Source organism: Streptomyces sp. NPDC001204, assembly GCF_053598035.1.
Genome location: NZ_JBSFJL010000020.1, coordinates 1 through 19,985 on the forward strand (window position 1 = coordinate 1; position 19,985 = coordinate 19,985).

General features: G+C 71.4%; 22 protein-coding genes and 6 pseudogenes. 11 read left to right on the top strand and 17 right to left on the bottom strand.

The genetic code is table 11. The features are described from left to right. From ACWC91_RS25275 to ACWC91_RS25285, 3 genes are all read right to left on the bottom strand, one after another. Positions 1-176: GTP-binding protein (locus ACWC91_RS25275; protein ID WP_450726059.1), on the bottom strand; the 176-nt coding region annotated here is incomplete at its 3' end. Between the two features lie 6 nt (positions 177-182). Then, positions 183-353 (bottom strand): 50S ribosomal protein L32, encoded by a 171-nt coding sequence (rpmF, locus tag ACWC91_RS25280; RefSeq protein ID WP_141367375.1) that lies wholly within the window; start codon positions 351-353, stop codon positions 183-185. Positions 354-499: 146 nt separating this feature from the next. Beyond that, positions 500-802 carry a hypothetical protein gene (locus ACWC91_RS25285; protein ID WP_225077203.1) on the bottom strand — a complete coding sequence of 101 codons (303 nt, stop codon included), beginning with the start codon at positions 800-802 and terminating at the stop codon, positions 500-502. Positions 803-1,042: 240 nt separating this feature from the next. Between ACWC91_RS25285 and ACWC91_RS25290 the strand changes: the two genes are divergently transcribed. Continuing rightward, positions 1,043-1,684: a superoxide dismutase gene (locus ACWC91_RS25290; protein ID WP_450641017.1), complete on the top strand. Its 642-nt coding sequence runs from the start codon at positions 1,043-1,045 to the stop codon at positions 1,682-1,684. A gap of 225 nt (positions 1,685-1,909) precedes the next feature. On the opposite strand, the gene ACWC91_RS25295 is transcribed toward ACWC91_RS25290, so the two are convergent. Continuing rightward, complete coding sequence (locus tag ACWC91_RS25295) at positions 1,910-2,728, bottom strand: isocitrate lyase/PEP mutase family protein (protein ID WP_450641015.1); 819 nt, start codon at positions 2,726-2,728, stop codon at positions 1,910-1,912. Positions 2,729-2,908: 180 nt separating this feature from the next. Here ACWC91_RS25295 and ACWC91_RS25300 point away from each other — a divergent pair, with 180 nt between their 5' ends. Together ACWC91_RS25300 and ACWC91_RS25305 are read left to right on the top strand one after the other, a co-directional pair. Beyond that, positions 2,909-3,217 carry a hypothetical protein gene (locus ACWC91_RS25300; RefSeq protein ID WP_450641014.1) on the top strand — a complete coding sequence of 103 codons (309 nt, stop codon included), beginning with the start codon at positions 2,909-2,911 and terminating at the stop codon, positions 3,215-3,217. Beyond that, the gene (locus tag ACWC91_RS25305) at positions 3,198-4,304 is read left to right on the top strand and encodes a barstar family protein (RefSeq protein WP_450641013.1); all 1,107 of its coding nucleotides are present in this window, start codon (positions 3,198-3,200) and stop codon (positions 4,302-4,304) included. The genes ACWC91_RS25300 and ACWC91_RS25305 overlap by 20 nt, the downstream gene beginning before the upstream one ends. A 22-nt stretch (positions 4,305-4,326) precedes the next feature. Here the strand turns inward: ACWC91_RS25305 and ACWC91_RS25310 are convergent, their stop codons facing one another. Both ACWC91_RS25310 and ACWC91_RS25315 read right to left on the bottom strand, forming a co-directional pair. Then, on the bottom strand, positions 4,327-5,802 hold the full coding sequence (locus ACWC91_RS25310) for a multicopper oxidase family protein (protein ID WP_450641011.1): 1,476 nt from the start codon (positions 5,800-5,802) through the stop codon (positions 4,327-4,329). 300 nt (positions 5,803-6,102) lie between these two features. After that, positions 6,103-6,588 (bottom strand): carboxymuconolactone decarboxylase family protein, encoded by a 486-nt coding sequence (locus ACWC91_RS25315; protein WP_225077197.1) that lies wholly within the window; start codon positions 6,586-6,588, stop codon positions 6,103-6,105. A 128-nt stretch (positions 6,589-6,716) separates the two neighbouring features. Between ACWC91_RS25315 and ACWC91_RS25320 the strand changes: the two are divergent. After that, positions 6,717-6,845: pseudogene (locus ACWC91_RS25320) on the top strand (RNA polymerase subunit sigma-24); the annotation flags it as partial. 76 nt (positions 6,846-6,921) lie between these two features. Further along, complete coding sequence (locus tag ACWC91_RS25325; protein ID WP_450641010.1) at positions 6,922-7,791, top strand: alpha/beta fold hydrolase; 870 nt, start codon at positions 6,922-6,924, stop codon at positions 7,789-7,791. Positions 7,792-7,882: 91 nt separating this feature from the next. On the opposite strand, the gene ACWC91_RS25330 is transcribed toward ACWC91_RS25325, so the two are convergent. The 6 genes and pseudogenes from ACWC91_RS25330 to ACWC91_RS25355 form a co-directional block, all read right to left on the bottom strand. Next, positions 7,883-8,479, bottom strand: a complete 597-nt coding sequence (locus tag ACWC91_RS25330) for a hypothetical protein (RefSeq protein ID WP_225077195.1) — start codon at positions 8,477-8,479, stop codon at positions 7,883-7,885. Continuing rightward, on the bottom strand, positions 8,367-9,779 hold the full coding sequence (locus ACWC91_RS25335) for an amidase (protein ID WP_450641008.1): 1,413 nt from the start codon (positions 9,777-9,779) through the stop codon (positions 8,367-8,369). Before ACWC91_RS25335 ends, ACWC91_RS25330 begins: the two co-directional genes overlap by 113 nt. Continuing rightward, positions 9,767-10,324, bottom strand: a complete 558-nt coding sequence (locus ACWC91_RS25340) for a pyridoxamine 5'-phosphate oxidase family protein (RefSeq protein WP_225077194.1) — start codon at positions 10,322-10,324, stop codon at positions 9,767-9,769. The genes ACWC91_RS25335 and ACWC91_RS25340 overlap by 13 nt, the downstream gene beginning before the upstream one ends. Before the next feature lie 203 nt (positions 10,325-10,527). Then, positions 10,528-11,487, bottom strand: coding sequence for a DUF5996 family protein (locus ACWC91_RS25345; protein WP_376499940.1), 960 nt, complete (start codon positions 11,485-11,487; stop codon positions 10,528-10,530). Positions 11,488-11,652: 165 nt separating this feature from the next. Further along, positions 11,653-11,783, bottom strand: a pseudogene (locus ACWC91_RS25350) (alpha/beta hydrolase); the annotation flags it as partial. Positions 11,784-11,814: 31 nt separating this feature from the next. Beyond that, positions 11,815-12,261 carry an anthrone oxygenase family protein gene (locus tag ACWC91_RS25355; RefSeq protein WP_450641052.1) on the bottom strand — a complete coding sequence of 149 codons (447 nt, stop codon included), beginning with the start codon at positions 12,259-12,261 and terminating at the stop codon, positions 11,815-11,817. A 344-nt stretch (positions 12,262-12,605) separates the two neighbouring features. Here ACWC91_RS25355 and ACWC91_RS25360 point away from each other — a divergent pair, with 344 nt between their 5' ends. Next, a complete protein-coding gene (locus ACWC91_RS25360) occupies positions 12,606-13,262 on the top strand; it encodes a class I SAM-dependent methyltransferase (protein WP_225077193.1) in 657 nt (218 codons plus the stop codon). 14 nt (positions 13,263-13,276) lie between these two features. Here ACWC91_RS25360 and ACWC91_RS25365 read toward each other — a convergent pair whose 3' ends face one another. Continuing rightward, entirely contained in the window at positions 13,277-13,777 is a 501-nt protein-coding gene (locus ACWC91_RS25365; RefSeq protein WP_450641007.1) for a DUF6083 domain-containing protein, read from the bottom strand. Positions 13,778-14,149: 372 nt separating this feature from the next. Here ACWC91_RS25365 and ACWC91_RS25370 point away from each other — a divergent pair, with 372 nt between their 5' ends. Then, on the top strand, positions 14,150-14,566 hold the full coding sequence (locus tag ACWC91_RS25370) for a VOC family protein (protein WP_225077191.1): 417 nt from the start codon (positions 14,150-14,152) through the stop codon (positions 14,564-14,566). Here ACWC91_RS25370 and ACWC91_RS25375 read toward each other — a convergent pair. Together ACWC91_RS25375 and ACWC91_RS25380 are read right to left on the bottom strand one after the other, a co-directional pair. Continuing rightward, a pseudogene (locus ACWC91_RS25375) lies at positions 14,563-14,661 on the bottom strand (IS982 family transposase); the annotation flags it as partial. The gene ACWC91_RS25370 and the pseudogene ACWC91_RS25375 sit on opposite strands and share 4 nt — an antisense overlap. 133 nt (positions 14,662-14,794) lie before the next feature. After that, positions 14,795-15,232 (bottom strand): annotated as a pseudogene (locus tag ACWC91_RS25380) (ABC transporter permease); the annotation flags it as partial. Between ACWC91_RS25380 and ACWC91_RS25385 the strand changes: the two are divergent. After that, positions 15,202-15,444 (top strand): annotated as a pseudogene (locus ACWC91_RS25385) (winged helix-turn-helix domain-containing protein); the annotation flags it as partial. The pseudogenes ACWC91_RS25380 and ACWC91_RS25385 sit on opposite strands and share 31 nt — an antisense overlap. 86 nt (positions 15,445-15,530) lie before the next feature. Further along, a complete protein-coding gene (locus tag ACWC91_RS25390; protein ID WP_450641005.1) occupies positions 15,531-16,592 on the top strand; it encodes a sensor histidine kinase in 1,062 nt (353 codons plus the stop codon). A 28-nt stretch (positions 16,593-16,620) separates the two neighbouring features. Here ACWC91_RS25390 and ACWC91_RS25395 read toward each other — a convergent pair whose 3' ends face one another. Together ACWC91_RS25395 and ACWC91_RS25400 are read right to left on the bottom strand one after the other, a co-directional pair. Continuing rightward, positions 16,621-18,111: a glycosyltransferase family 39 protein gene (locus ACWC91_RS25395; protein ID WP_450641004.1), complete on the bottom strand. Its 1,491-nt coding sequence runs from the start codon at positions 18,109-18,111 to the stop codon at positions 16,621-16,623. A 36-nt stretch (positions 18,112-18,147) separates the two neighbouring features. Beyond that, positions 18,148-19,185, bottom strand: coding sequence for a polysaccharide deacetylase family protein (locus tag ACWC91_RS25400; RefSeq protein WP_450726049.1), 1,038 nt, complete (start codon positions 19,183-19,185; stop codon positions 18,148-18,150). A gap of 44 nt (positions 19,186-19,229) precedes the next feature. Here ACWC91_RS25400 and ACWC91_RS25405 point away from each other — a divergent pair. Together ACWC91_RS25405 and ACWC91_RS25410 are read left to right on the top strand one after the other, a co-directional pair. Further along, a pseudogene (locus ACWC91_RS25405) lies at positions 19,230-19,448 on the top strand (response regulator transcription factor); the annotation flags it as partial. Positions 19,449-19,543: 95 nt separating this feature from the next. Then, positions 19,544-19,975, top strand: a complete 432-nt coding sequence (locus ACWC91_RS25410; protein WP_225077301.1) for an SRPBCC family protein — start codon at positions 19,544-19,546, stop codon at positions 19,973-19,975. The last annotated feature ends 10 nt before the right edge of the window (positions 19,976-19,985 follow it).

Genomic DNA, 19,985 nt, shown 5'->3' on the forward strand with positions numbered 1-19,985 from the left:
AGGGCCGCCTCGCCGCCGCGCACCAGGGCGGCGTCGATGTTGACCTCGCTCATGTCGTTGACGATGACCGCGACGCGCAGTCCCTCGCGGTTGCCCAGGACATGGTTGAGGAGGGTGGTCTTGCCCGCGCCGAGAAAGCCGGACAGGACGGTGACGGGGAGGCGGTCGGAAGCCATGGACGGTCAGCCCTCGGGGCGCAGCAGCCCGCGCTCGTAGGCCTTCACCAGCCGCTGGGGCACGAGGTGCGCGACGCCGTCGACGGTGATCGGGACGAGCGCCGGCGTGGCCGCCTTCCACTGGGCGCGGCGGTGGCGGGTGTTGCTGCGGGACATCTTGCGCTTGGGAACGGCCATGGGGTCCTCCTGGTTCGGTCATCACCTTCGGTGAGCAACCAGGAGGCTACATGAAAACGAATCTCATTACTATTTTGTTGTGAGGTGGGACTTCCGGGGCCGGCGCCCTCGGGAGGTCGCCGGCCGCTCGAGGTCTGCCGGCTGCGTCAGTGGTCGTCCCAGTGCCCCTCGTGGGCGGCGTGGCGGTGTCCGTCGTGCACGTAGTCGACGTGGCCCTCGTGGGGTACGGCCATGTGTCCGCAGCCCTCGCCGTGCTGGTGGTCGTGGTGGGCGTGGGTGGTGTGGCCGGCGGTCACGCACTCGTCGGTGTGACCGTCGTGGGCCTTGTGGAGGTGCCCGTCGTGCACGTAGTCGACGTGGTCGCCGTGCGGGAAGGCGGCGTGTCCGCAGCCCTCGCCGTGGGTGTGGGCGTGGTTGTCATGGGTGCGGTGTTCGGCGGCGGTGGTCATGCGCTGCTCCTGGGGGGTGCCGTTCGGCGACCGGCGGTTGGTCGTGCCGCGGGCCGTGCGTCGTGAAGTCAATATAGGGCGATTCATTCATATCCGCGGGAAATGTCACGGTGGCTGAGGTGTGCGGCCGGCCGTGTCGACGGGTCGCGGCAGCTGTTGCCGGGTCAACACTCGAGCGCATTGTTGCTGCTATTGTGCACTTGCAACTCATGCGCAATAACTCGAAGGATGATGTCGGACATGGCGGTCTACACACTCCCGGAGCTCCCGTACGACTACTCGGCGCTCGCCCCGGTCATCAGTCCCGAGATCGTCGAGCTGCACCACGACAAGCACCACGCGGCCTACGTCAAGGGCGCCAACGACACGCTGGAGCAGCTGGCCGAGGCGCGGGACAAGGAGTCGTGGGGCTCGATCAACGGTCTGGAGAAGAACCTGGCCTTCCACCTGTCCGGGCACATCCTCCACAGCATCTACTGGCACAACATGACCGGCGACGGCGGCGGTGAGCCCCTGGAGAAGGACGGCGTGGGGGAGCTGGCCGGCGCCATCACCGAGTCGTTCGGCTCCTTCGCGGGCTTCAAGGCGCAGCTGTCCAAGGCCGCGGCCACGACCCAGGGTTCGGGCTGGGGCGTGCTCGCGTACGAGCCGCTGAGCGGGCGTCTGATCGTGGAGCAGGTCTACGACCACCAGGGCAACGTCGGGCAGGGCTCCACCCCGATCCTGGTCTTCGACGCCTGGGAGCACGCCTTCTACCTCCAGTACAAGAACCAGAAGGTGGACTTCATCGAGGCGATGTGGCAGGTCGTCAACTGGCAGGACGTGGCCAAGCGCTACGCCGCCGCCAAGGAGCGCGGCGACAGCCTGCTGCTCGTACCGTGACGACCGTCGTGACGACGTAGTCCCGCGGATGTCCTGCTAGTGATCGTCTTCTCACCCGTCACCGGCAGGCGCACAGCGAAGTGCTCCCCCTGGCACGCTGCCCGGGGGAGCACTTCCGCTTCCCCTCAACCGACGAATGTCTCGAAGCCCGAGCCGTCGGAGTGGGACGCCGCACGGGCCTCGGCCCCCGGGTCCGTCCGTTTCCTCACCAGGCCCATGCTGCTGTCAACGGGACCCGGAGAGCAGTGCGTTGAGTTCCGGGAAGGTGATGCCGCCGGACAGGGAGTCGTAGTCACCGGTGTCGAAGAGCTCCCGCGCGGCGCGGCGGGCGGCGGCGTACGCGGCCTGCGCCACGCCCGGGCCGAGACTGACGCGGGCCACACCGAGGGCACCCAGCTCGGCGACGCTCGGGGCGCCGGGGCCGGCCATGACGTTCAACGGCACGGAGACGTCCTCGGCCAGCGCCGCGATCGTGGCGGTGTCGGAGACACCGGGAACGAAGATGCCGTCCGCGCCGGCGTCCACGTACCGGCGCGCCCGGGCCAGGGTCTCCTCCAGCCGGGTGGCCGGGTCCCCGAGCCCCAACAGGTACGTGTCGACACGGGCGTTGAGGAAGAGCTCCACTCCCGCGCGCTCGGCGCTCCGCCGGGCGACGGCCAGCCGCGTCGCGAGCTCGTCCGGGGCTCGGGTGCCGTCCTCGATGTTGACGCCGACAGCACCCGCCGCGAGCACCCCGGTGATGGTCTCGGCGACCTCGGCCGCGTCCTGCCCGTACCCGCCCTCGATGTCGGCGGTGACCGGAACCGCGACCGCGGCGGCGACGCGGGAAATCAACCCCAGTGCTTGATCGCGGGCGAGGACGTCACCGTCCGGCGAGCCCAACGACCAGGCGACGCCCGCACTCGTGGTGGCGATCGCGGAGGCCCCCGCGGACTCGATGACCCGGGCACTCGCGACGTCCCAGGCATTGGCGAGCGCGAGCGGCGTGCCGGGCGTGTGCAGAGAACGGAAGAGCTGGGCTTTGGCCGACTGCGTGGTGGTCATGCACGGAGTCAAACACGCCGGCCGGTCGTTCTCCGGCAAGAAACCGACACCGACGTCGACTCCTCCACCGCCCCTCCGTCCTACGTCGCTTCTGCGCCAGGACGCTTGATGACCTGCTGCTCGTGCCGGATCGAGTCGACGACCCAGGACGCCGAGATCGCGGTTGGGTACCGGCGGGGCATGACGACCGACCCGGCCGAAGCGATATCCGTATCCCCCGGACAGGGGCGGCCGGGCCAGCGGATCGCCAACGTCCTTGCCTGGTGGACCACGCCCGTTCTGGTGGTCGTCCCGGCGATGCTCGTGCGGGCCGGCCTGGTCGGCGACGGGCTGTGCCTGCTGGGGCTGTTCTCGCTCCTGCTTGGTGCCACTGCTCACCAGCGTCCGCGCCTGCGCCGGCGTCGACGGTCGCGGCACGATCTGCGCCACCAAGGCCGCCTCCGCCATTCCACGGTTGTGATGACCGGGCATGATTCCCACCGTGGGTGAGGAACATGAGGAAGAGGACCGTCGCGGACGGGCGCGGTACGCGCTGACGGATACGAAGCACGGCCAGGTCTGGGGTGTCTGCGCCGAGGTGGAGGGACTGTTCGGGGAGCCCCGGCGCGGCACGTACGAACTCTTCGGCTGGGTTCCTGAAGGAGACGAGGTACGTGGCTGGGCCGGCGGGCGGGTATGGCTGGTGCCGGAGGACGAGGACCTCGGGCCCTGGCTCCTCGAAGACGCGGAGAGCCTCGGTCGACACCCCGGGACGGACGGCCTGGTGCTCACCGGTCTCGACGACTGCGAGGGCCCGCCCGTCGGGCACCGGGGTTCCGTCCGACTGCACGACCAGCACCGATGGCTGGGCACCTGCCGGGAGTTCGCCCGTGTCCTGCCGCCCGAGCGGGTCGAACCCCCGCTGGTCCTGCGGGACCTCGTCCCGGGTGAGGCGCTGCGGCGAGCGCTGACGGCGGGGACCCGGCGGGCACTGGACCTGGGGGAGGCCGCCCTGGTGATACGGGACGACAGCGGCGAGCCGCTCGCCCGGCTGCTGCTGTGGACCAGGGTCGACGCGTACCACCCGTCCGCACCCGAGGCGGGCTTGATCGAGTTGGAGCTGGACGGCCGGTTCTTCACGCCCGTGCCCGAACATGCCCGGCCGCTCTGGGAGCAGTGGCTGGCCGGGCCGCCGGAGACACCCGGTGTGTGGGCCGGCCTCGACACCCGGCGGCGCGGGGCCTGGCTGGACGTCGTCCAGGAGCGGGCCTGCCGACGCCCGCGCCCCGACCAGCCGGCCGGTCAGGTGTACGAGCTCGACGGCCGGCACATCACCGACGTCCCGGGGCTCCATCTGGCCCTCGGCGAGGCCGTGAACGGGCCGGGCGGCTACTTCGGCGGCTGCCTGGCCGCCCTCGACGACTGCCTGCGCGGCAGGTTCGGCTACACCTCTCCGGGAAGGCTGCTCTGGCGGGACGCGGCAACCGCGCGCGAGCACCTGTCCCGCATCTTGGCGCCGGACGGACGGCCGTACGACCTGTTCGCCGGAGTGCTCGACACTCTGACCGGGGGCGGGATGCGCGTCGACTTGGCCTGATCGCTGACGGCGAGAGCGCGGGTCAGGCGCAGTGCAGCAGGGTCATGAAGCCGTAGTCCATGTGGAGTTGCTGGTGGCAGTGGAACAGGGACGGGCCCGGCTGGTCGGCGGTGAAGTCGAAGTCGAGGGTCTGGTAGCCGCCGAGCATGACGACGTCCTTGTGCAGACCGTGGGTCGGGGTCCCGGCGATGTGGGTGACTTCGAAGGTGTGGCGGTGCAGGTGCAGGGGGTGGATGTCGTCGGTCGCGTTGCGGAACCGCATCCGGCAGCGGCTGCCGCGGTCGATGTCCAGCACCGGCTTGTCGGTCTCCATGGAGAAGGGCACGCCGTCGAGGGTCCAGATGTTGAAGCCCTTGTCGGCGGCGTTGCGTTTCTCCACCAGCAGGTCGAAGGTGTGGTCGGGCCGCCGGGCGGTGGCACCCGCGCGGGCGAAGGTGCGGTAGTCCCAGGTGGATGTGCGCGGTGCGGTCCACTGCGGGGAGCCGCCTCGGCCGGCGTACTCCACCACGGTGCCCATGCCGTTCTTCCGGTCGTCGTCGGCCAGGTCCCCCAGTACCCACACACCCGGATGGTTCATCTCCACCAGGGCCGAGACGCGTTCGGCGGTGCCGATCCACAGCACCGGCACGTCGGCGCGGCGGGGTACCGGATTGCCGTCGAGGGCGACCACTTCGAAGGTGTGGCCGGGCAGGGCCAGACTGCGGATCTCGGTGGCGCTGGCGTTGAGGACGTGGAACAGCACGCGCTGCCCGGACTTGACCTTGATCGGCGGGCCGTGGCCCAGTTTGCGGCCGTTGACACTGAACGCGGTGTAGCCGACCTCGTAGCCGTGCGGCATCCCCCGGGCCAGTGAGCCGGCCATCGCCTTCTCACCCCTGCGCTTCAGGGCCGGCACCTCGGAGCCGGCCAGAAAGTTCTGGGCCATGTCCCCGCCCTGGCTGAAGGCGGGCCCGAACTCCTTCAGCACCAGGAAGACCTCCTGGTCGTAGGCGCCGGGGTGGGCCTTCGGCTCGATGTGGACCGGGCCTGCCTGACCGGTGTAGGTGCCCAGACTCAGGTCGTCATGTGCTGCCACATGAGTGTGGTAGAAGCGGAAACCGGCCGGTCCGGGCGTGAACGACAGGCGCCGCGTCCCGTGCGCGGGGATGTACGGGGTGCCCTCCTCCGCCGCCCCGTCCACTTCGGCGGGAACCCGCTGGCCGTGCCAGTGGAGCAGCTCGGGGGTGCCGGTGTCGTTGTGGACGTCGACCACGACCGGGCGGCCTTCGGTGAACCGCAGCAGCGGGCCGGGGAACTGTCCGTTGTACGTCGTGGTGGACACGATCGTGTCCGGCGCGAGCTCGACGAGCCCGGTCGCGATCCGCACCGTGTAGTCCGCCTTGCCCGGAGCATCGGGCAGGGCGGACGGCGCCGTGGAGGCGGAAGTCGGCCTTGCGGCGCCACCGGCCAGCAGAGCCAGGCCACCGAGCTTGAGGACGTCGCGACGGGTGATCTGCACGGTCTGCTTCCTTCCTGGTCAGGACCCGAGGAAGCCCCCAGCAGACATCGGGCCCGGATTCGCCCCTTTGTGGCCAGTGTCCGCCTCCATGGAAGTGCCGGGCGAGATCGAGAATCCGGGCCCCCTCCGTCCGGTCTCGCCTTCTGTGTCGCCCGAGCCGCTGCTCTCAGCTGGGGGCCGGGGGCTGTACGGAGTGTCACCGCACCGTCGGGCTTCGGCGTGCGCCGCGCCGCGCTCGGACCTCGGTGGGCCCGGCCCCGGATCGAATGATCCCGGGCCGGGCCCCCATGCGGCCGCAGCTCAGTCGAACGCGGCGGCGAACATGCCGGGCTCGTAGGAACCGCCCTGCTGGTGCACGATCACGGCGAGCCGGTTGGCCGCGTTGATCAGGGCGACCAGGGCGACCAGTGCGGCGATCTGGTCGTCGTCGTAGTGCTTGCGCACCTGGGCCCAGGTCTCGTCGGACACGCCCTGACAGGCGTCGGCGAGCCTGGTTCCCTCTTCGGCGAGCGCCAGGGCGGCCTGCTCGGCTTCGGTGAACACGGTGGACTCGCGCCAGACCGCGACGAGGTTGAGCCGTACGGCGGTTTCACCGGCGGCCGCCGCCTCCTTGGTGTGCATGTCGACGCACCAGCCGCAGCCGTTGATCTGGCTGGCGCGCAGCGCCACCAGCTCCTGCGTGGACCTCGGCAGTGGCGACTGCTGGACCACCAGGCCGGCGCCTGCGAACCGCTTGGCGAACTTGGCCCCGATCTCGTTCTCGAACAGGTTGAACCGAGCGTTCATGATGTCGTCCCCACTCGTCACTCGCTGGTTGTCGTGTTGCGCTGGACGAACACGAGATGCCGGCGACCCGCTCCTTGTGACGGAACGGCGATGTGACGTGCGCCACACATCCGCAGGTCATTGTCTGCCCGGCCCTGATCCTCCGGATCAACGGCGCGCTCGACACCGTCGTGGTCCTGCGCATCGAGGACGGCCTCGTCACCGGGCTCCATGCCGTGCGCAACCCCGAGAAGCTCTCCCGCATGCACCGGGAAACCCCCTGCCCACCGCTGAGCGAGCATGGGCGTGGGGCGGGGTGCGATGAGTTCTGGGCGCCGCGGGGGTCCAACGTTCATGACGAATCGGATCCTCCAGACTCCCGAAGCCGACCTCGCCTACGACGTCCACGGCCCGCTGCCGACCGCCGACGGACGCCCACCGCTGGTCATGATCGGCCAGCCCATGGACGCCGGCGGCTTCCGCACCCTGGCGTCGCACTTCCCCGACCGCACCGTGGTCACCTACGACCCGCGCGGTCTCGGCCGCAGCACCCGCAAGGACGGCCGGGTCGACCACGTGCCCGAGCATCAGGCCGCCGACGTGCACGCCGTGATCGAGGCGCTCGGAGCGGGCCCGGTCGAGATGTTCGCGAGCAGCGGCGGCGCCGTGACCGCGCTCGCCCTCGTGGCGGCGTACCCAGACGACGTGACCACCCTGGTGGCGCACGAGCCGCCGCTCATCCCGGTACTGCCCGACGCCGCGGCCGCCGAGCGTGCCCGGGCCGCCGTCCGGCAGGCGTACCAGGACAAGGGCTGGGGTGCCGGCATGGCGGCGTTCATCGCGATGACCTCGTGGCGGGGCGAGTTCACCGACGCGTACTTCGCCCAACCCGCCCCGGATCCGGCCGCGTTCGGGATGCCGACCGAGGACGACGGCTCCCGTGACGACCCGCTGCTCTCCGACCGGTCCTGGGCGGTCAGCGGCTACCGGCCCGACATCGACGCCCTGAACTCCGCGCCGACGCGGGTCCTGATCGCCGTCGGTGAGGAGACCCTCGACACCTTCACCGGACGCACCTCGGAGGCGGCGGCCGAACTGCTCGGCCGGCAGGCGACGGTGTTCCCCAGCCACCACGGTGGCTTCCTCGGCGACGAGTCCGGCTACGCCGGTAAGCCCGAGGCCTTCGCGCGCAGGCTGCGCGAGGTCCTCGACGACGCTCGCTGACGACCGTCCTCCCTCCCGGCCCGGTGCGACCGGCAACGGGCCGGGGTGAGGCTCCGGGTGTGGCCGCCGCGAAGAGCTCGGGGAAGACCCCTCAGAACTTGCCCGTCTGCCCCGCCGTTCGGTGCCCCAGCCGCCGGCTGAACTCCGCGCTGAAGCCGGCGGAGAGCGGCGGCCATCCCCAGAAGTCGAAAGCGAGGGCGCCCACCGCGAAACCGGAGTCCCACCGCCACTCGGTGACCGGGACCGAGGCACCGCAGGCGGAGCAGGGGACACCGCCCTCACCCGTGTCCTTCCAGGCGGCGATGCCGTCCCTGAACGTGCGCCAGACCTCCTCGTCGGCCTCGAACTCCTCGGGGTAGCCGATGATCACGGTCCTGGTCTCGCACCGAGGGCAGACGGCGTACTCCGCTTCGTCCACTCCCTGACCCCCGCAGTGGTGGTCGCGTCCGACGATCACGGCCACCGGGCCCGGCCGCCAGTCCGGGTCCGAGGAGTCGGCGACGGCCCGCGCCCAGTTCGGGCCCGGCACATGGCCCTCATCCACGTTCAGGCTGTACACCCCGTCGCCGGACGTCTCACGCGTGATCAGGCCCTCGGTGACCAGCCAATCGACCATCCGATCCGCGAGCGGCCCGGCCTCCTCGCCGGTCACCTCGACGTCGACGATCCGCTCGAAGAAATCCCCCATCGCCCCTCCACCCCTCTCGATCGTTGTCCGTCACTGTGCCACCACCCTCTGACAACGCCGCGCCACCGGCGCGGGCGCCGAAACCACCCCCGAGCGACCGGGGGACGGCGCCCAGCCGGGTGGCGCGGTCGGCGACGTCGAGGAGCTGTCGCTCCTCGTGGTGGCGGGCGACGAGCTGGAGACCGACAGGCGCTCCCTGGGCCGTGATCCCTGCCGGAAGGCTGAGCGCTGGATGACCGCTGAGGTTGAACGCCCAGGTCAGGGCGACGCTCATCCGTGCCCCTGGCCCGTCGTGGCCGTGCGGCGGGTGGGGTGTGGTGGGCGTGAGGACGAGGTCGGCTCGCTGGAAGCAGTCGCGCAGTCGCTCCTCGTTGGTGCTGACGACCCTGCTGACACCCTCGGTCGGGGAAGGCCGCCCCGCGCGAAGGGCCGTCCAGGCGGGGGCGGGGTCGGCGAGTGTCAGGCCGGAGTCTTCGGCCAGGGTGATCAGTCCGGCCTCGGCGAGGTTCTCCGCCGAGCGGCGGGCGACGGCCGCGACCGCCGGATCGGTGTCCGCGTATCCCAAAGTGGCCGACCAGACCGCTGGGAGCGGGTACGTGGAGCGGACGTCCGGCACCGGCGACCCGGTCACCGCGGCGAGATGGGCGAGGGCGTCCCGCGGGTCGCCCACCAGGACGCCAGGCGAGTTCAGACCCGCCCGATCACGGGCCGGGAGCAGGCCGTTGGTGGGCTTGAATCCGACGATGCCGCACCACGCGGCGGGGATGCGCACCGATCCGGCGCCGTCGGACCCACTGGCGAGGGGGACGAGTCCGGCGGCGACCGCGGCCGCCGAACCCGCGGACGAGCCGCCGGGCGACCACGCAGGATCGAGCGGGTTGAGGGTGGGACCCCGGTCCGTGTGCCCGTAGGTCTGCCAGCCGCGGCTGGTACGCGGCACCGAGGTCGCACCCACCGGCACGCATCCGGCTCCCACCAGCCGGGTGTTCTGGTGGGAGCCGGGGCCTTCGCTCGCCTTGACGCCGATCGGCACACCCGCGAGAGGCAGTACGGCGCCGCGGGCCAACCGGGCGTCGACGCCGGCCGCGTGCGCGAGCGCCCGCTCGGCCCAGACCTCGGTGAACGCGCGTACGCCATCGTCGACTTCGGCGATACGGGCCAGGGCGGCCTCGACGACGTCGACGGCCGTCATGTCGCCGTGCCGCACATGACGGGCGATGTCCAGGGCGGACAGATCCGCGTACTCGCCGGTGCCGATCACCTGCGTCCTCCCCTGCTCGGACTTGCTCAGAACCTCCACCGCGTATGGGTGTACACCCCGTCGTCCCGGCCGAAGCCGTACGCCGTTGCCGGAGACACCGCGAACACCACCGCGTCCCCCTTCCGGAACGCGTCCCCGATCCCGTGGAAGGTGCCCTCGGGGGAGGTGATGTGCGGCCCGTACTTGGCTTCGTACGCCGCGATCACCTCCTCCAGCAGCGCCGGATCGGCAACCTGTTCCGCCTTGCCCTCGACCACGAGGTCGAGCCCTTCGGTGAGCGAGTTTCCCCCGGTCGTCAGTGCGCAGTGCGCGTCATGAGCGAGGTTCCTCGCCTTCTGTTCCGCCGGGCCGGTGGAGAAGTACAGCACCCCGTCGTGCCAGGCGGCGATCACGGGAGTGACGTGCAGCCGGCCGTCGGGCCGCACCGTGGACACCCAGAAGATCTCGGCGGACTTCAGCAGCCGCTGGGCCTCGGTCCACTCGGTGGCGGCGACCTCCGTGGCACCCGGGCGGGGATTCAGAGCGGAGCTGTAGCGGGCGTCGAACTCGGTCGTGGGTTGCTTTGAGGTTCCCTGTGTCGGCATGGCGGATCTCCTTTCCCTCACCCATAACGACCGGCGGCCCGCGCCGAAATCATCGCTACTCGGCTGCGGGTGCCGCGTGGCTGCCTCATCGAGGTGGGCCGGGCGACGGGTCTGCTCGAGGGCGAGCCGGCGCGCGCCGACGCTTGACAGGAGTGGTGGCCGGGTGGACCCGCCGACGTGCGGCGCGCGACCGCGGCTGAGCCTCAGCCGGAAACGGGGCGGGCCGTGTGGGCCCGCAGTTGCGGGTCCGTCACCCCGCCCGGGCACGCGAGCGAGTCGATCGGCCACCGGGCGCACCGGGCACCGGCCCGGTACGCGCTCTCGTAGAAGGCGAGCACGGCGGCACGCGGGTCGTCCTCGGTGCGGACCTCGTCGTACGGCAGTACGGCCAGGTGACTGTCGATGCGGGCGACCCAGTGCGCCGCCGCGGGCTGGAGCGGCTCCTCGGCCAGGTGCGCCGGCTCGGGAGCGGTGTAGGAGTAGAACGCGGGCGCGGGGAAGGCGTCGTCGCCGAACCAGAAGCCGAAGCTGATCACCTCCCGGGAGTACGCCTCCCGGGTGACCGGGTCCACCTGCCGGGGCTGCTCGATGCGACGGTCGGAGAACCGGGTGTGCGCGATGTCGAAGGTGTGCCAGAAGTGGTGCACCGGGCTCACCTTCCCCGAGTACCCCGCGGCGAATTCCTCCAGCACCGACGCCACCTGGCTGAGCACCCGCCAGTAGCGGTTGGCCTGCGCGGGGTCGTACGTTGCGTGCTCGGTGTCCTCGGCGAACGGCCGGCCGGAGTCGGGCAGGTCGAAGGGCGTGGGCACGTTGAGCCGCACCCGGATGCCCAGCGCGGCCAGCGAGTCCATGACCGCGTCGTGGAAGGACGCGACGGACCGGCCGGCGAGCGGGAAGGAGCTCTCCCGGCCGTCCAGTGTCGAGACGATCAGCCGATGCGCGACGAAGTCGAAGTCCATCGTGAAGATCGGGTTGCCGTCGACCTGTCCCATCGGGCGCGTCGTGATACCGCGCCCCGTGAGGTGGAACGGGACGTTCCACCAGTGGTTGCGCCGGGTGCCGGCGGCGAGGCGGACCTTCCCGACGATCTGCGCGAAGCGGTGGAGCGTCTCTTTGGTGTCGCGCCACTCGGCGAGTGGGATCGGCGGGAACAGTTCCATGGTCATCACCCTTCCCATGCGGCCGACGCTCCTGAGGCCGGACCGGGACCTGGATGACCATGATGGCCACGCCGGGCCGGTGCGGCATCTCGGCAAGACCCCTCTCGACGTCGAGAGTCATCGCCCGGCGGGCGCGAGATCGTCGAGGAAGTCCCGAGTACGAGCCGCGCGGACCCGGACGGGATGCGCGGCGGCGGTGAGCATGGCCGTGTGCCCGCCCAGGGACTGGCCGGCCGGCACCGGCTGTCGCAACGCCGGCAGCCGGTGCCGGCGATGACATCGGTGGCGTACGCGGCACCAGGCCGCGCGGATCTCCCGTCGATCGTCTCAGGGGGTGGAGCGGCCATGCAGGACCAGTGCCCAGGCCAGGCAGCCGAACGCGCCCGTGGAGGTCACGGCGCGGACGATGTTCCAGGCGACCCAGCCGGACTCGAAGCGCTCCCTCACGGCGGCGAGGTCGCCGATGCGGTCCGGTGGGCCGGCCGCGGCCAACTCGTCGTTGAGTGGGACGTTGACCGCCGCGGTGACGACGAACATCGCCAGATACAGTGCCAGCGCGGCGATGACGAACACGAAGACCTTGCGATCGCCGCCGGACCACTGCGCGACGGCGGCCAGCGCGAGCGCGAGGATCGCCCCCAGGAAGCCCGTCATGAACCATCCGTTGAGGATCGCCTTGTTGATCTGCTGCATCGCGGTGACGAACGTGCGGTCGTCACCGCGGCGCAGACCGGGCATGACGGCGTAGGCGAAGGCCGCGAACAGACCGGCCATCAGGCCTGTGGCCAGGGTGGCCGCCAGCAGGGAAGGGGTGGCGAGTGCACTCACGTCATCTCCTCGTGTGGGTGACCGGTGCCGATGCCGACCGGATTCCGTTCGACGCTCGGCTCCCACTCCACGTGAAGTACTTTGCGGCACGCCCGCCGCTCGGACGCTCCGGTCCGCCGGTTCCTGCTCACTCATCCCCCGTTTCAGCACACCATCAGATCAATAGGCGGATCACTCTAGGGGGTGCTTCTGACGAGCGTCAGCAGATCACTTGTGTGGTCTGCTGGGTCGGAACACATGCTCGCGACGACCACCAGGCACCGCCCCTGACACGAAAACGGTGATCCGCCATGGCCCCACAGGTCAGCCACCCCGTCTTCGCCCGCTTCTACGCCCGTGTCGCCGGCCCCGGCCTGGAGAGGGCCGGCATCACGCGGTACCGGAAGCGCCTGGTGGCGGGTCTGTCCGGCCGGGTCATCGAGATCGGCGCGGGCAATGGACTCAACTTCCCGCACTATCCACCCGAGGTGAGACGCGTCCTGGCCGTCGAACCGGAGCCCCGGCTGCGCGCCCTGGCCGCGGAAACGGCCCGCACCGTGCCCGCGGAGGTGGAGGTCGCGGACGGCCGGGCCGAGCAACTGCCGGTGCCCGACGCCTCGTTCGACGCGGCCGTCGTATGCCTCACCCTGTGCTCGGTGGCAGACCAGGCAGCGGCACTGGCCGAGATCCACCGCGTCCTGCGGCCCGGAGGCCACCTGCGGTTCCTGGAGCACGTCCAGGCGGACACACCGGGTATGCGCCGCGTCCAGCGCGCGGTGGACGCGACCTTCTGGCCCCTGCTGTGCGGAGGCTGCCACACCGGCCGCGACACCCGGTCGGCCGTCATCGCGGCCGGGTTCACTCTCACGGAGGCGGAGAGGTTCGCCTTCCCTGAAACCCGCATCCCCCTGCCGTCCGCCGCTCACATCCTCGGCACGGCCGAGCGTCCCCGCGAGGATGAGCACTGAACATGCGCCGCCGCTCATCCGGTGTCGGGCAGGCGCCCGGGACAGCCCGAGAGATCGGCCTTCTGCCGGGCCCGTCGCGCGTTCTCCTCGCGGACCGAGGCCAGCCACCACCACCGTTCGATCTCGTCCGGAGTCAGGCTGGGGCACGCCAGCTGATGGGGGATGCGGCAGGCGGTGCCGGGTGAGGGTTCCTCCAGGCCGCCGTTCCACGCGGTGCCGTCGGTGTCGACGTGCCAGCGGTGGCCGCCGGGAACCAGGTGGGCGGGCACGATGTGCCGGGGTTCGAGCAGGACGTGGTACCCGGTGTACGTGGGGCGGCGTTCTCCCACCAGACCACAGTGCGGGCACAGGGGCGGAGCGGGCGGCTCGGGTCCCGTGGCGCCGTCGCGGGCGGCCTGGGCGCGGTCGACCTTCTCCCACGGCCGGTTGCCGGTGAGTTGTCGTGCGGTGCCATCACGGCCGACGGGCCCGCCCAACAGGGCGAAGGCCGCTTCGTGTGGATCCGGATCCCCCATGGTTCCGAGCGTGCGGCAGGGGATGGGAGCGGGGGTAGGGCGCGCTCCGGTCGCAAAGGGGGCAAACGGGCGGGGCACGCAGGCGCGGCCAGTGACCCCCCGCCGTCCCTGAGGGACACCACACCCGAGGCATCACCGCTGTCCGTTGCCCCGCCTGCGAGCGCGGTGGAGCACTGGCCGGATGCGGGCTCCGATCTGCCGCACGGGATGCCCGAGTGCGTCGCCCATCGTGGCCGGTTCATCGTCCGGTTCGGCGTACCACTCGGTGTCGATCGAGGCACCGCGGTGCGGGCGGCCGACGCGTTCCGGACTTGTCGGACCGGTGGCGAGACCCCATAGGCTGAGCCCCCGTCCGTACTGTCTGGGGGAGTTATGACCAGTAGGTTCACCGAGTTGGTCGTCGACTGTCACGATCCGGAGCGGCTCGCGGCTTTCTGGTGCGCGGTCCTGGACTTCAAGGTGATCGACCGGAGCGAGGGCAAGGTCGAGATCGGTTCCTGGGTACCGACCGTCGAGGAGGTCCGGGCCCGCCAGATGCCGCCGACCCTGATGTTCATCCGGGTGCCCGAGGGCAAGACCGTGAAGAACCGGCTCCACCTCGACGTCAGCCCGATCGACGGAAGTACCGACGACGAGGTGGCCAGGCTGCTCGGCCTTGGCGCCGCCAAGGTGGACGTGGACCAGGGCCCCGGCTGGAGCTGGGTGGTCATGGCCGACCCCGAGGGCAACGAGTTCGACGTCGTGCGCACCCTGGCACCGCCCAACCGGATGATCGATCCCAAGGGTTAGTGGTCGTAGGCGGTCAGTGAGCGCGGGACGGGCTGTCCGCTCTGGTCGTTGTGCCGGATGGCGGTGGTCAGCGTGAGGATGCGCTGCATGACGCGTTGCAGGCGCAGGCACCAGAAGAAGCGGCTGTGGCTGGCGCAGTAACCGCCGAGGGAGTCCAAGTCTGGCGTCACAACCGCACTTTGGACTCCCTCGCCTCATACGCGCAGCCGATCCCTTGGAATCGATCATCTAGGTCGCGGCCAGGGCTTCCGTCGGGGGCAGCCGCGCCGCGCGCAGGGCCGGGTAGAAGCCGGCCATGCCGCCGATGACCAGGGTCGCTCCGATGCCGCCGGCCATCGCCCAGGGAGGTACGACGGAGGGCCAGCCCTGGTAGGCGGCGTAGCCCACGGTGACCCCGATGCCCAGTGCCAGCCCGCCGACGCCGCCCAGGGCGGACAGCAGCAGGGACTCGCACAGGAACTGGGTGCGGATCTGACCGCGGGTGGCGCCCAGGGAACGCCTGAGACCGATCTCGGCGCGGCGTTCCAGCACCGAGATGACCATGGTGTTGGCGACACCGACCCCGCCGACGAGCAGGGCCACGGCGCCGAGGCCGAGGAGCAGGCCGCTGAGGGTGTCGTCGGTGGCCTGCTTGGCGGCGAGCGCGTCGGAGGGGCGGGAGACGGCTCGACCTGTCCCCGAAGGAGTTCGCCGTACTGGAGCTGCTGCTGGCCGCCCGCAGCGCCGTCGTGTCCGCGGAGGAACTCCTCGAACGCGCCTGGGACCACGCGGCCGACCCCTTCACCAACACCGTCAAGGTCACGATCAGCCGGCTCCGCCGCAAGCTGGGGGAACCGCCGGTGATCGAGACGGTGCCCCATGCCGGCTACCGCATCTGACTCCGTGGGCCGGGCGCCGCGCCGTATCCGCTGGACGGTCCGGCTGAGGCTGACCGCGCTCTACGGCGCGCTCTTCCTCGTCTCCGGTGCGGCCCTGCTCCTCAACCTACGTCCTCGTCGCGAGCTCCAGCACCCCACGCCTGTTCGTCTCCACCAGAGCCGGATCGAACGTCCTGTTCCAGGCGGTCGACCCCGACCTTCTGCGCCGGCTGATGGGCACGCGCGCCGCGGAGCAGCGCGAGGCGATGCTGCGGCAACTGCTCACCCAGTCGGCCATCGCTCTCGGACTGATGTCCACGGTCTCGGTGGGCCTGGGCTGGCTGATGGCCGGGCGGGCGCTGCGCCCGGTGCGGATCATGGCCGACAAGTCCCGCCGCATCTCCGAGCGCAACCTCCACGAACGCCTCGCCGTCACCGGCCCGGACGACCAGCTGAAGGACCTCGGTGACACCATCGACGATCTGCTGGGCCGCCTGGACACCGCGTTCGCCGCGCAGAAGCGCTTCGCGGCCAACGCCTCCCACGAGCTGCGCACCCCGCTCACCCTGCAACGGGCGATGATCGAGGTCGCGCTGGCCGACCCCGCGGCGGACGGCGACTCGCTGCGCCGCGTCTGCGAACGGGTCCTGGCCGCCGGCGAACACCAGGAACGCCTCATCGAGGCGCTGCTGATGCTCGCCCGCAGCGAACGCGGACTGGACCGGCGCGAGCCGTTCGACCTCGCCCGGGTCGCCGGAAGGGTCCTGCGCGACGGCGATCCGCGGGCGACGGACGTGGACACGGCTCTCGCACCGGCGCCGGCCTCGGGCGACCCCCGGCTGATGGAGCGCCTGGCCGCCAACCTGGTCGACAACGCCCTGCGGTACAACGTGCCCGGCGGCTGGGTGCGTGTGGTCACCGGAACCGCGCACGGGCGGCCGTTCCTGCGGGTGGTCAACAGCGGACCGGAGATCCCACCGGACCGTATCGGCACCCTGTTCCAGCCCTTCCAGCGTCTGGAGTCCCGGACCGGGAACCCGGACGGGCACGGCCTCGGGCTCTCCATCGTCTCCGCCGTCGCCGCAGTGCACGACGCCGACCTGGCCGCCGAGCCGGGCCCCCGGGGAGGGCTGTCCATCACGGTGGCGCTGCCCGTCGCCAGGAACTGAGGTACCCGGACCCGGACCCGGCGGTGGCTCAGTGGTAGTGGCGCAGAGACGGCCACAGCCTCGACCACGGCGCTGTCGTCCCCGAGCACAGGGCGACCGTGGCGTGCTGTTCCTCGTTGGGCACGCCGTGCCGGTTGTCGACCCGGGCGACCGGGCGGCAGCCGGTGAAGAACTGTTCGACGCCGGAAGCGTTTTGCTGCCGTACGAGGAGTACAGGGCCGTTCGCGGTGTCCGGTGGACGGCGCCAGTCGGCGTAGCTCATGTGCCCCGAGTAGGGCCGGGGCAGGCCGCGTTCGGGGCCGTAGCGGTCCAACGCGCCTGCCTCGCCGTAGTTCTGCGTGAAGACCACGGCACGCGCACGGTCCTCGGCCGGTACGGCGAGCCATGCCTCGCTGACCGTGTCCGCCAGGGCCTGCCAGCCGATCTGCTCGCCCTGCTCCTTGTTCATCGCCAGCGGGACGCCGAGCGCGCTCGGCGGCAGCATTGGCAGCGTCACCATCGCGTTGATCACCGCAGTCACCGCCACGGCGCCCGCCAGGAGCAGGGCGTGCGAACGGGATCGCAGCCAGTCGGCCAGCGGCTCGCAGCCCGCCACGAGCAGCACCACGAGAAGCGGGACCGCGTAGTACCCCTTGCCACCGAGCCCCAGCACCAGCAGACACATCAGCGGATACGCCACCGCGGCCGCCCGGGCCCAGCGCAGCGTCGGATCACGCCACAGCCGCAGCCAGCCGGTGACCCACACGGGCACGAACAACGGCGAGAGATAGACGAGTTGCTGCGGCAGGAACAACAGCCGGTTCTCCGCCCCGTCGTCCTGGCTGATCCCGCCGGCGACGGTCAACTGGGGCCAGCCGTGGTCGACTTGCCACCACAGACCGGGCGAGGCCACCACCAGGGCGACCAGCGCGCCCACCGGCAGCCACCCACTGCGCAGCACCCGCCGTGGCCCCACGGCCAGGATCGCCGCGAGCAGCACGACGACCAGCAGCGCCACCAGGTACTTGTTCAGCAGACCGACGCCGACGGCCGCGCCGAGGGCGAGCCACCACCGCCCGTCGCCGGTGCGGAGCAGCCGCAGCACCAGCAGGCAGATCATCAGCCAGGCGAGCAGATCGAAGGTGGCGGTGGAGAGCATGTGCCCGACGGCGAGCGCCTGAGCGCTCAGACCGGCGAGCCCGGCGGCCAGCGCCTGGGCCGGCCGCCGGCACCCCAACTCCCGTGCGACGAGGGCCGCCACGACGACGTAGGCGGCGAAGGCGAGGGCGGCCGGGACGCGCAGTCCGGCCGGCGTGTCGCCGAAGACGGTTCGGGCCGCGCGGGCCACCAGCGGAGTCAGCGGCGGCTGGTCCACGTATCCCCAGGCGGGATGGTCGCCCGCGGCGAGGAAGTACAACTCGTCGCGGTGATAGCCGTACCGCCCGGACAGCGCGGTCAGCACCGAGGCGAAGGCGACGGCCACCGACAGGACCGGAAGGGCGGCGAACGACGGTAGCGCGCGTTCCGGTTCCGACGTCATCAGACCCCCCTTGGCTCACGGTACTGAAGGGGGCCGTCACCGGTCGAGAGGCCCGTCGCGGTACACCTCACCGGGCCGGGGCCCGGCAGGGGAGAGGAGCCGGGTGACGGTGACGAAGGTGTAACCGCGTTCCTGGAGGCCGGAGATGATGCCGGGTATCGCGGCGACCGTGCCGTTGTAGCCGCGGTTGGCGGCGTCCACCCGGTCGTGCAGCAGGATGATCCCGCCGGGGCCGGTGCGGGCCAGGATCCGGCGGGTGATACGAGCGGAGTCGGTGGTCTCGTAGTCGGACGCGGTGGCGCTCCACAGGATCTGCGCCATGCCGAGCCGCCGGCAGATCGCTGCGACGGCCGGGCTCGTACGGCCCTGCGGCGGGCGCAGCAGGACGGGCCGGCGGCCGATGACCTTCGCCACGGCATCGCGGCCCCGGGTGATCTCCTCGCGCGCTTCGGCCGGGCCGATCCCGGTGAGGATCCGGTGGGACCAGGTGAGGGTCTCCACGTCGTGGCCTTCCGCGGCCATCCGCCGGACCGTTCCCGGGTATGCGACGACGTGGTGCCTGCCCAGGGTGAAGAAGGTGGCGCGCACGCGGTACCGGCGCAGGATGTCCAGGATCCGCGGGGTGCGGACGCCCGGCGAGTCGTCGAAGGTGAGCGCCACGCGTCTCGTCCTGCGGCAGTCGACGGACCCGCCAGGGCTCCGGGCGGCCCAGGTCCCGGCCCCGGTCGCCGCGCCGCTCGCCGACGGCACCCGCGTCATGGCTCCGGCCCGCGGCGCGAGGCTGCCGCCACCGCAGCCGCAAAGGGCCGGCGCCGCCGCGGTCACCAGTGCGGTCGGCGCGCGCCTCCGGTTCGCCGCCCCGGCCTCATTCCGCACACGCATTTGCACGCGGCGATCCCCGTCCGGCGGCGAAGGGTCCGATGGCGCAGGTCCCCGGGCCCGCTCGGGCCGGAAGACATCCCGACGGGATGGGCCGGCCATACGGGGAGCGTAGTCCGGGCATGCACCGCGGGCACCCGGAGCCGGATGCGGCGTGCTTCCGTCAGCGTTCCGCCGGTCGGTGACCGGCCTCATCCGCCGCCGTGGAGCGCTTCGTCCTGCTCGAGGCCCGCCCCGCCGAGAGTGAGCGGCTGTCGCGGCTGACCGAGCGCGAGCGTGAGGTGCCGGCCCTGGTCGCCCGGGGGCTGAGCAACGCGGACATCGCCGCGCGCCCCTTCCTCGGCGAGACGACCGTCAGGACACACCTCGGCCGCCCGCTGTCCAAGCTGGGTCTGCGGGACCGCGTCCACGCGGTCATCTTCACCTACGAGAGCGGCCTGGTCCGGGTGGGCGCCTGACTCGCGGCCGCCCGCTCAGGACCCCGGCCCACCGGAGCGGGGCGCACACTGGAGGCAGAAGGACGCGCGTCGTGAGCCGAACCGTGGAGGTCGCCATGAGCACCCTCGAAGAACACATCGACATCGGAGTCCCCATCGACAGCGCCTGGGACAGCCTTCACCGGGTGGAGAACTATCCCCGCTTCATGGACGGCGTGCGGGACGCCCGTGCGGAGGCCGGGGGCCGTGCCCAGTTGGACATCGAGGCGGGCGGACAGGCCCGGCAGATGGAAGCCGAGGTCTCCGACCGCGCCGGGGACCGCGTGATGGAGTGGCACACCACGGGAGCCCCGGAACTGAAGTGCTCCCTCAGCCTGCACCCCATCGACCAGGGAAACACCCGGATCCAGGCACGGCTGGAGTACGACCCCGACACCGTCCGGGAGGCATTCGGCGGCCCCAGGGGATTCGCCCAGGCCAACGCGATCGAACGGCACGTCCGCAGCGATCTGGAACACTTCCGGGAGTACGCCGAACACAGCCGGTGAGCCGCGGGAA

Coding starts and splice junctions, on each gene's coding strand:
- ACWC91_RS25410 (WP_225077301.1), top strand. CDS start 19,544: ATGAGCACCCTCGAAGAACACATCGACATCGGAGTCCCCATCGACAGC.
- ACWC91_RS25290 (WP_450641017.1), top strand. CDS start 1,043: ATGGCGGTCTACACACTCCCGGAGCTCCCGTACGACTACTCGGCGCTC.
- ACWC91_RS25305 (WP_450641013.1), top strand. CDS start 3,198: ATGATTCCCACCGTGGGTGAGGAACATGAGGAAGAGGACCGTCGCGGA.
- ACWC91_RS25330 (WP_225077195.1), bottom strand. CDS start 8,479: ATGGGGGATTTCTTCGAGCGGATCGTCGACGTCGAGGTGACCGGCGAG.
- ACWC91_RS25340 (WP_225077194.1), bottom strand. CDS start 10,324: ATGCCGACACAGGGAACCTCAAAGCAACCCACGACCGAGTTCGACGCC.
- ACWC91_RS25285 (WP_225077203.1), bottom strand. CDS start 802: ATGACCACCGCCGCCGAACACCGCACCCATGACAACCACGCCCACACC.
- rpmF (WP_141367375.1), bottom strand. CDS start 353: ATGGCCGTTCCCAAGCGCAAGATGTCCCGCAGCAACACCCGCCACCGC.
- ACWC91_RS25325 (WP_450641010.1), top strand. CDS start 6,922: ATGACGAATCGGATCCTCCAGACTCCCGAAGCCGACCTCGCCTACGAC.
- ACWC91_RS25395 (WP_450641004.1), bottom strand. CDS start 18,111: ATGACGTCGGAACCGGAACGCGCGCTACCGTCGTTCGCCGCCCTTCCG.
- ACWC91_RS25300 (WP_450641014.1), top strand. CDS start 2,909: ATGACGACCGACCCGGCCGAAGCGATATCCGTATCCCCCGGACAGGGG.
- ACWC91_RS25400 (WP_450726049.1), bottom strand. CDS start 19,185: ATGAGGCCGGTCACCGACCGGCGGAACGCTGACGGAAGCACGCCGCAT.
- ACWC91_RS25345 (WP_376499940.1), bottom strand. CDS start 11,487: ATGGAACTGTTCCCGCCGATCCCACTCGCCGAGTGGCGCGACACCAAA.
- ACWC91_RS25355 (WP_450641052.1), bottom strand. CDS start 12,261: ATGGCCGGTCTGTTCGCGGCCTTCGCCTACGCCGTCATGCCCGGTCTG.
- ACWC91_RS25370 (WP_225077191.1), top strand. CDS start 14,150: ATGACCAGTAGGTTCACCGAGTTGGTCGTCGACTGTCACGATCCGGAG.
- ACWC91_RS25315 (WP_225077197.1), bottom strand. CDS start 6,588: ATGAACGCTCGGTTCAACCTGTTCGAGAACGAGATCGGGGCCAAGTTC.
- ACWC91_RS25295 (WP_450641015.1), bottom strand. CDS start 2,728: ATGACCACCACGCAGTCGGCCAAAGCCCAGCTCTTCCGTTCTCTGCAC.
- ACWC91_RS25360 (WP_225077193.1), top strand. CDS start 12,606: ATGGCCCCACAGGTCAGCCACCCCGTCTTCGCCCGCTTCTACGCCCGT.
- ACWC91_RS25365 (WP_450641007.1), bottom strand. CDS start 13,777: ATGGGGGATCCGGATCCACACGAAGCGGCCTTCGCCCTGTTGGGCGGG.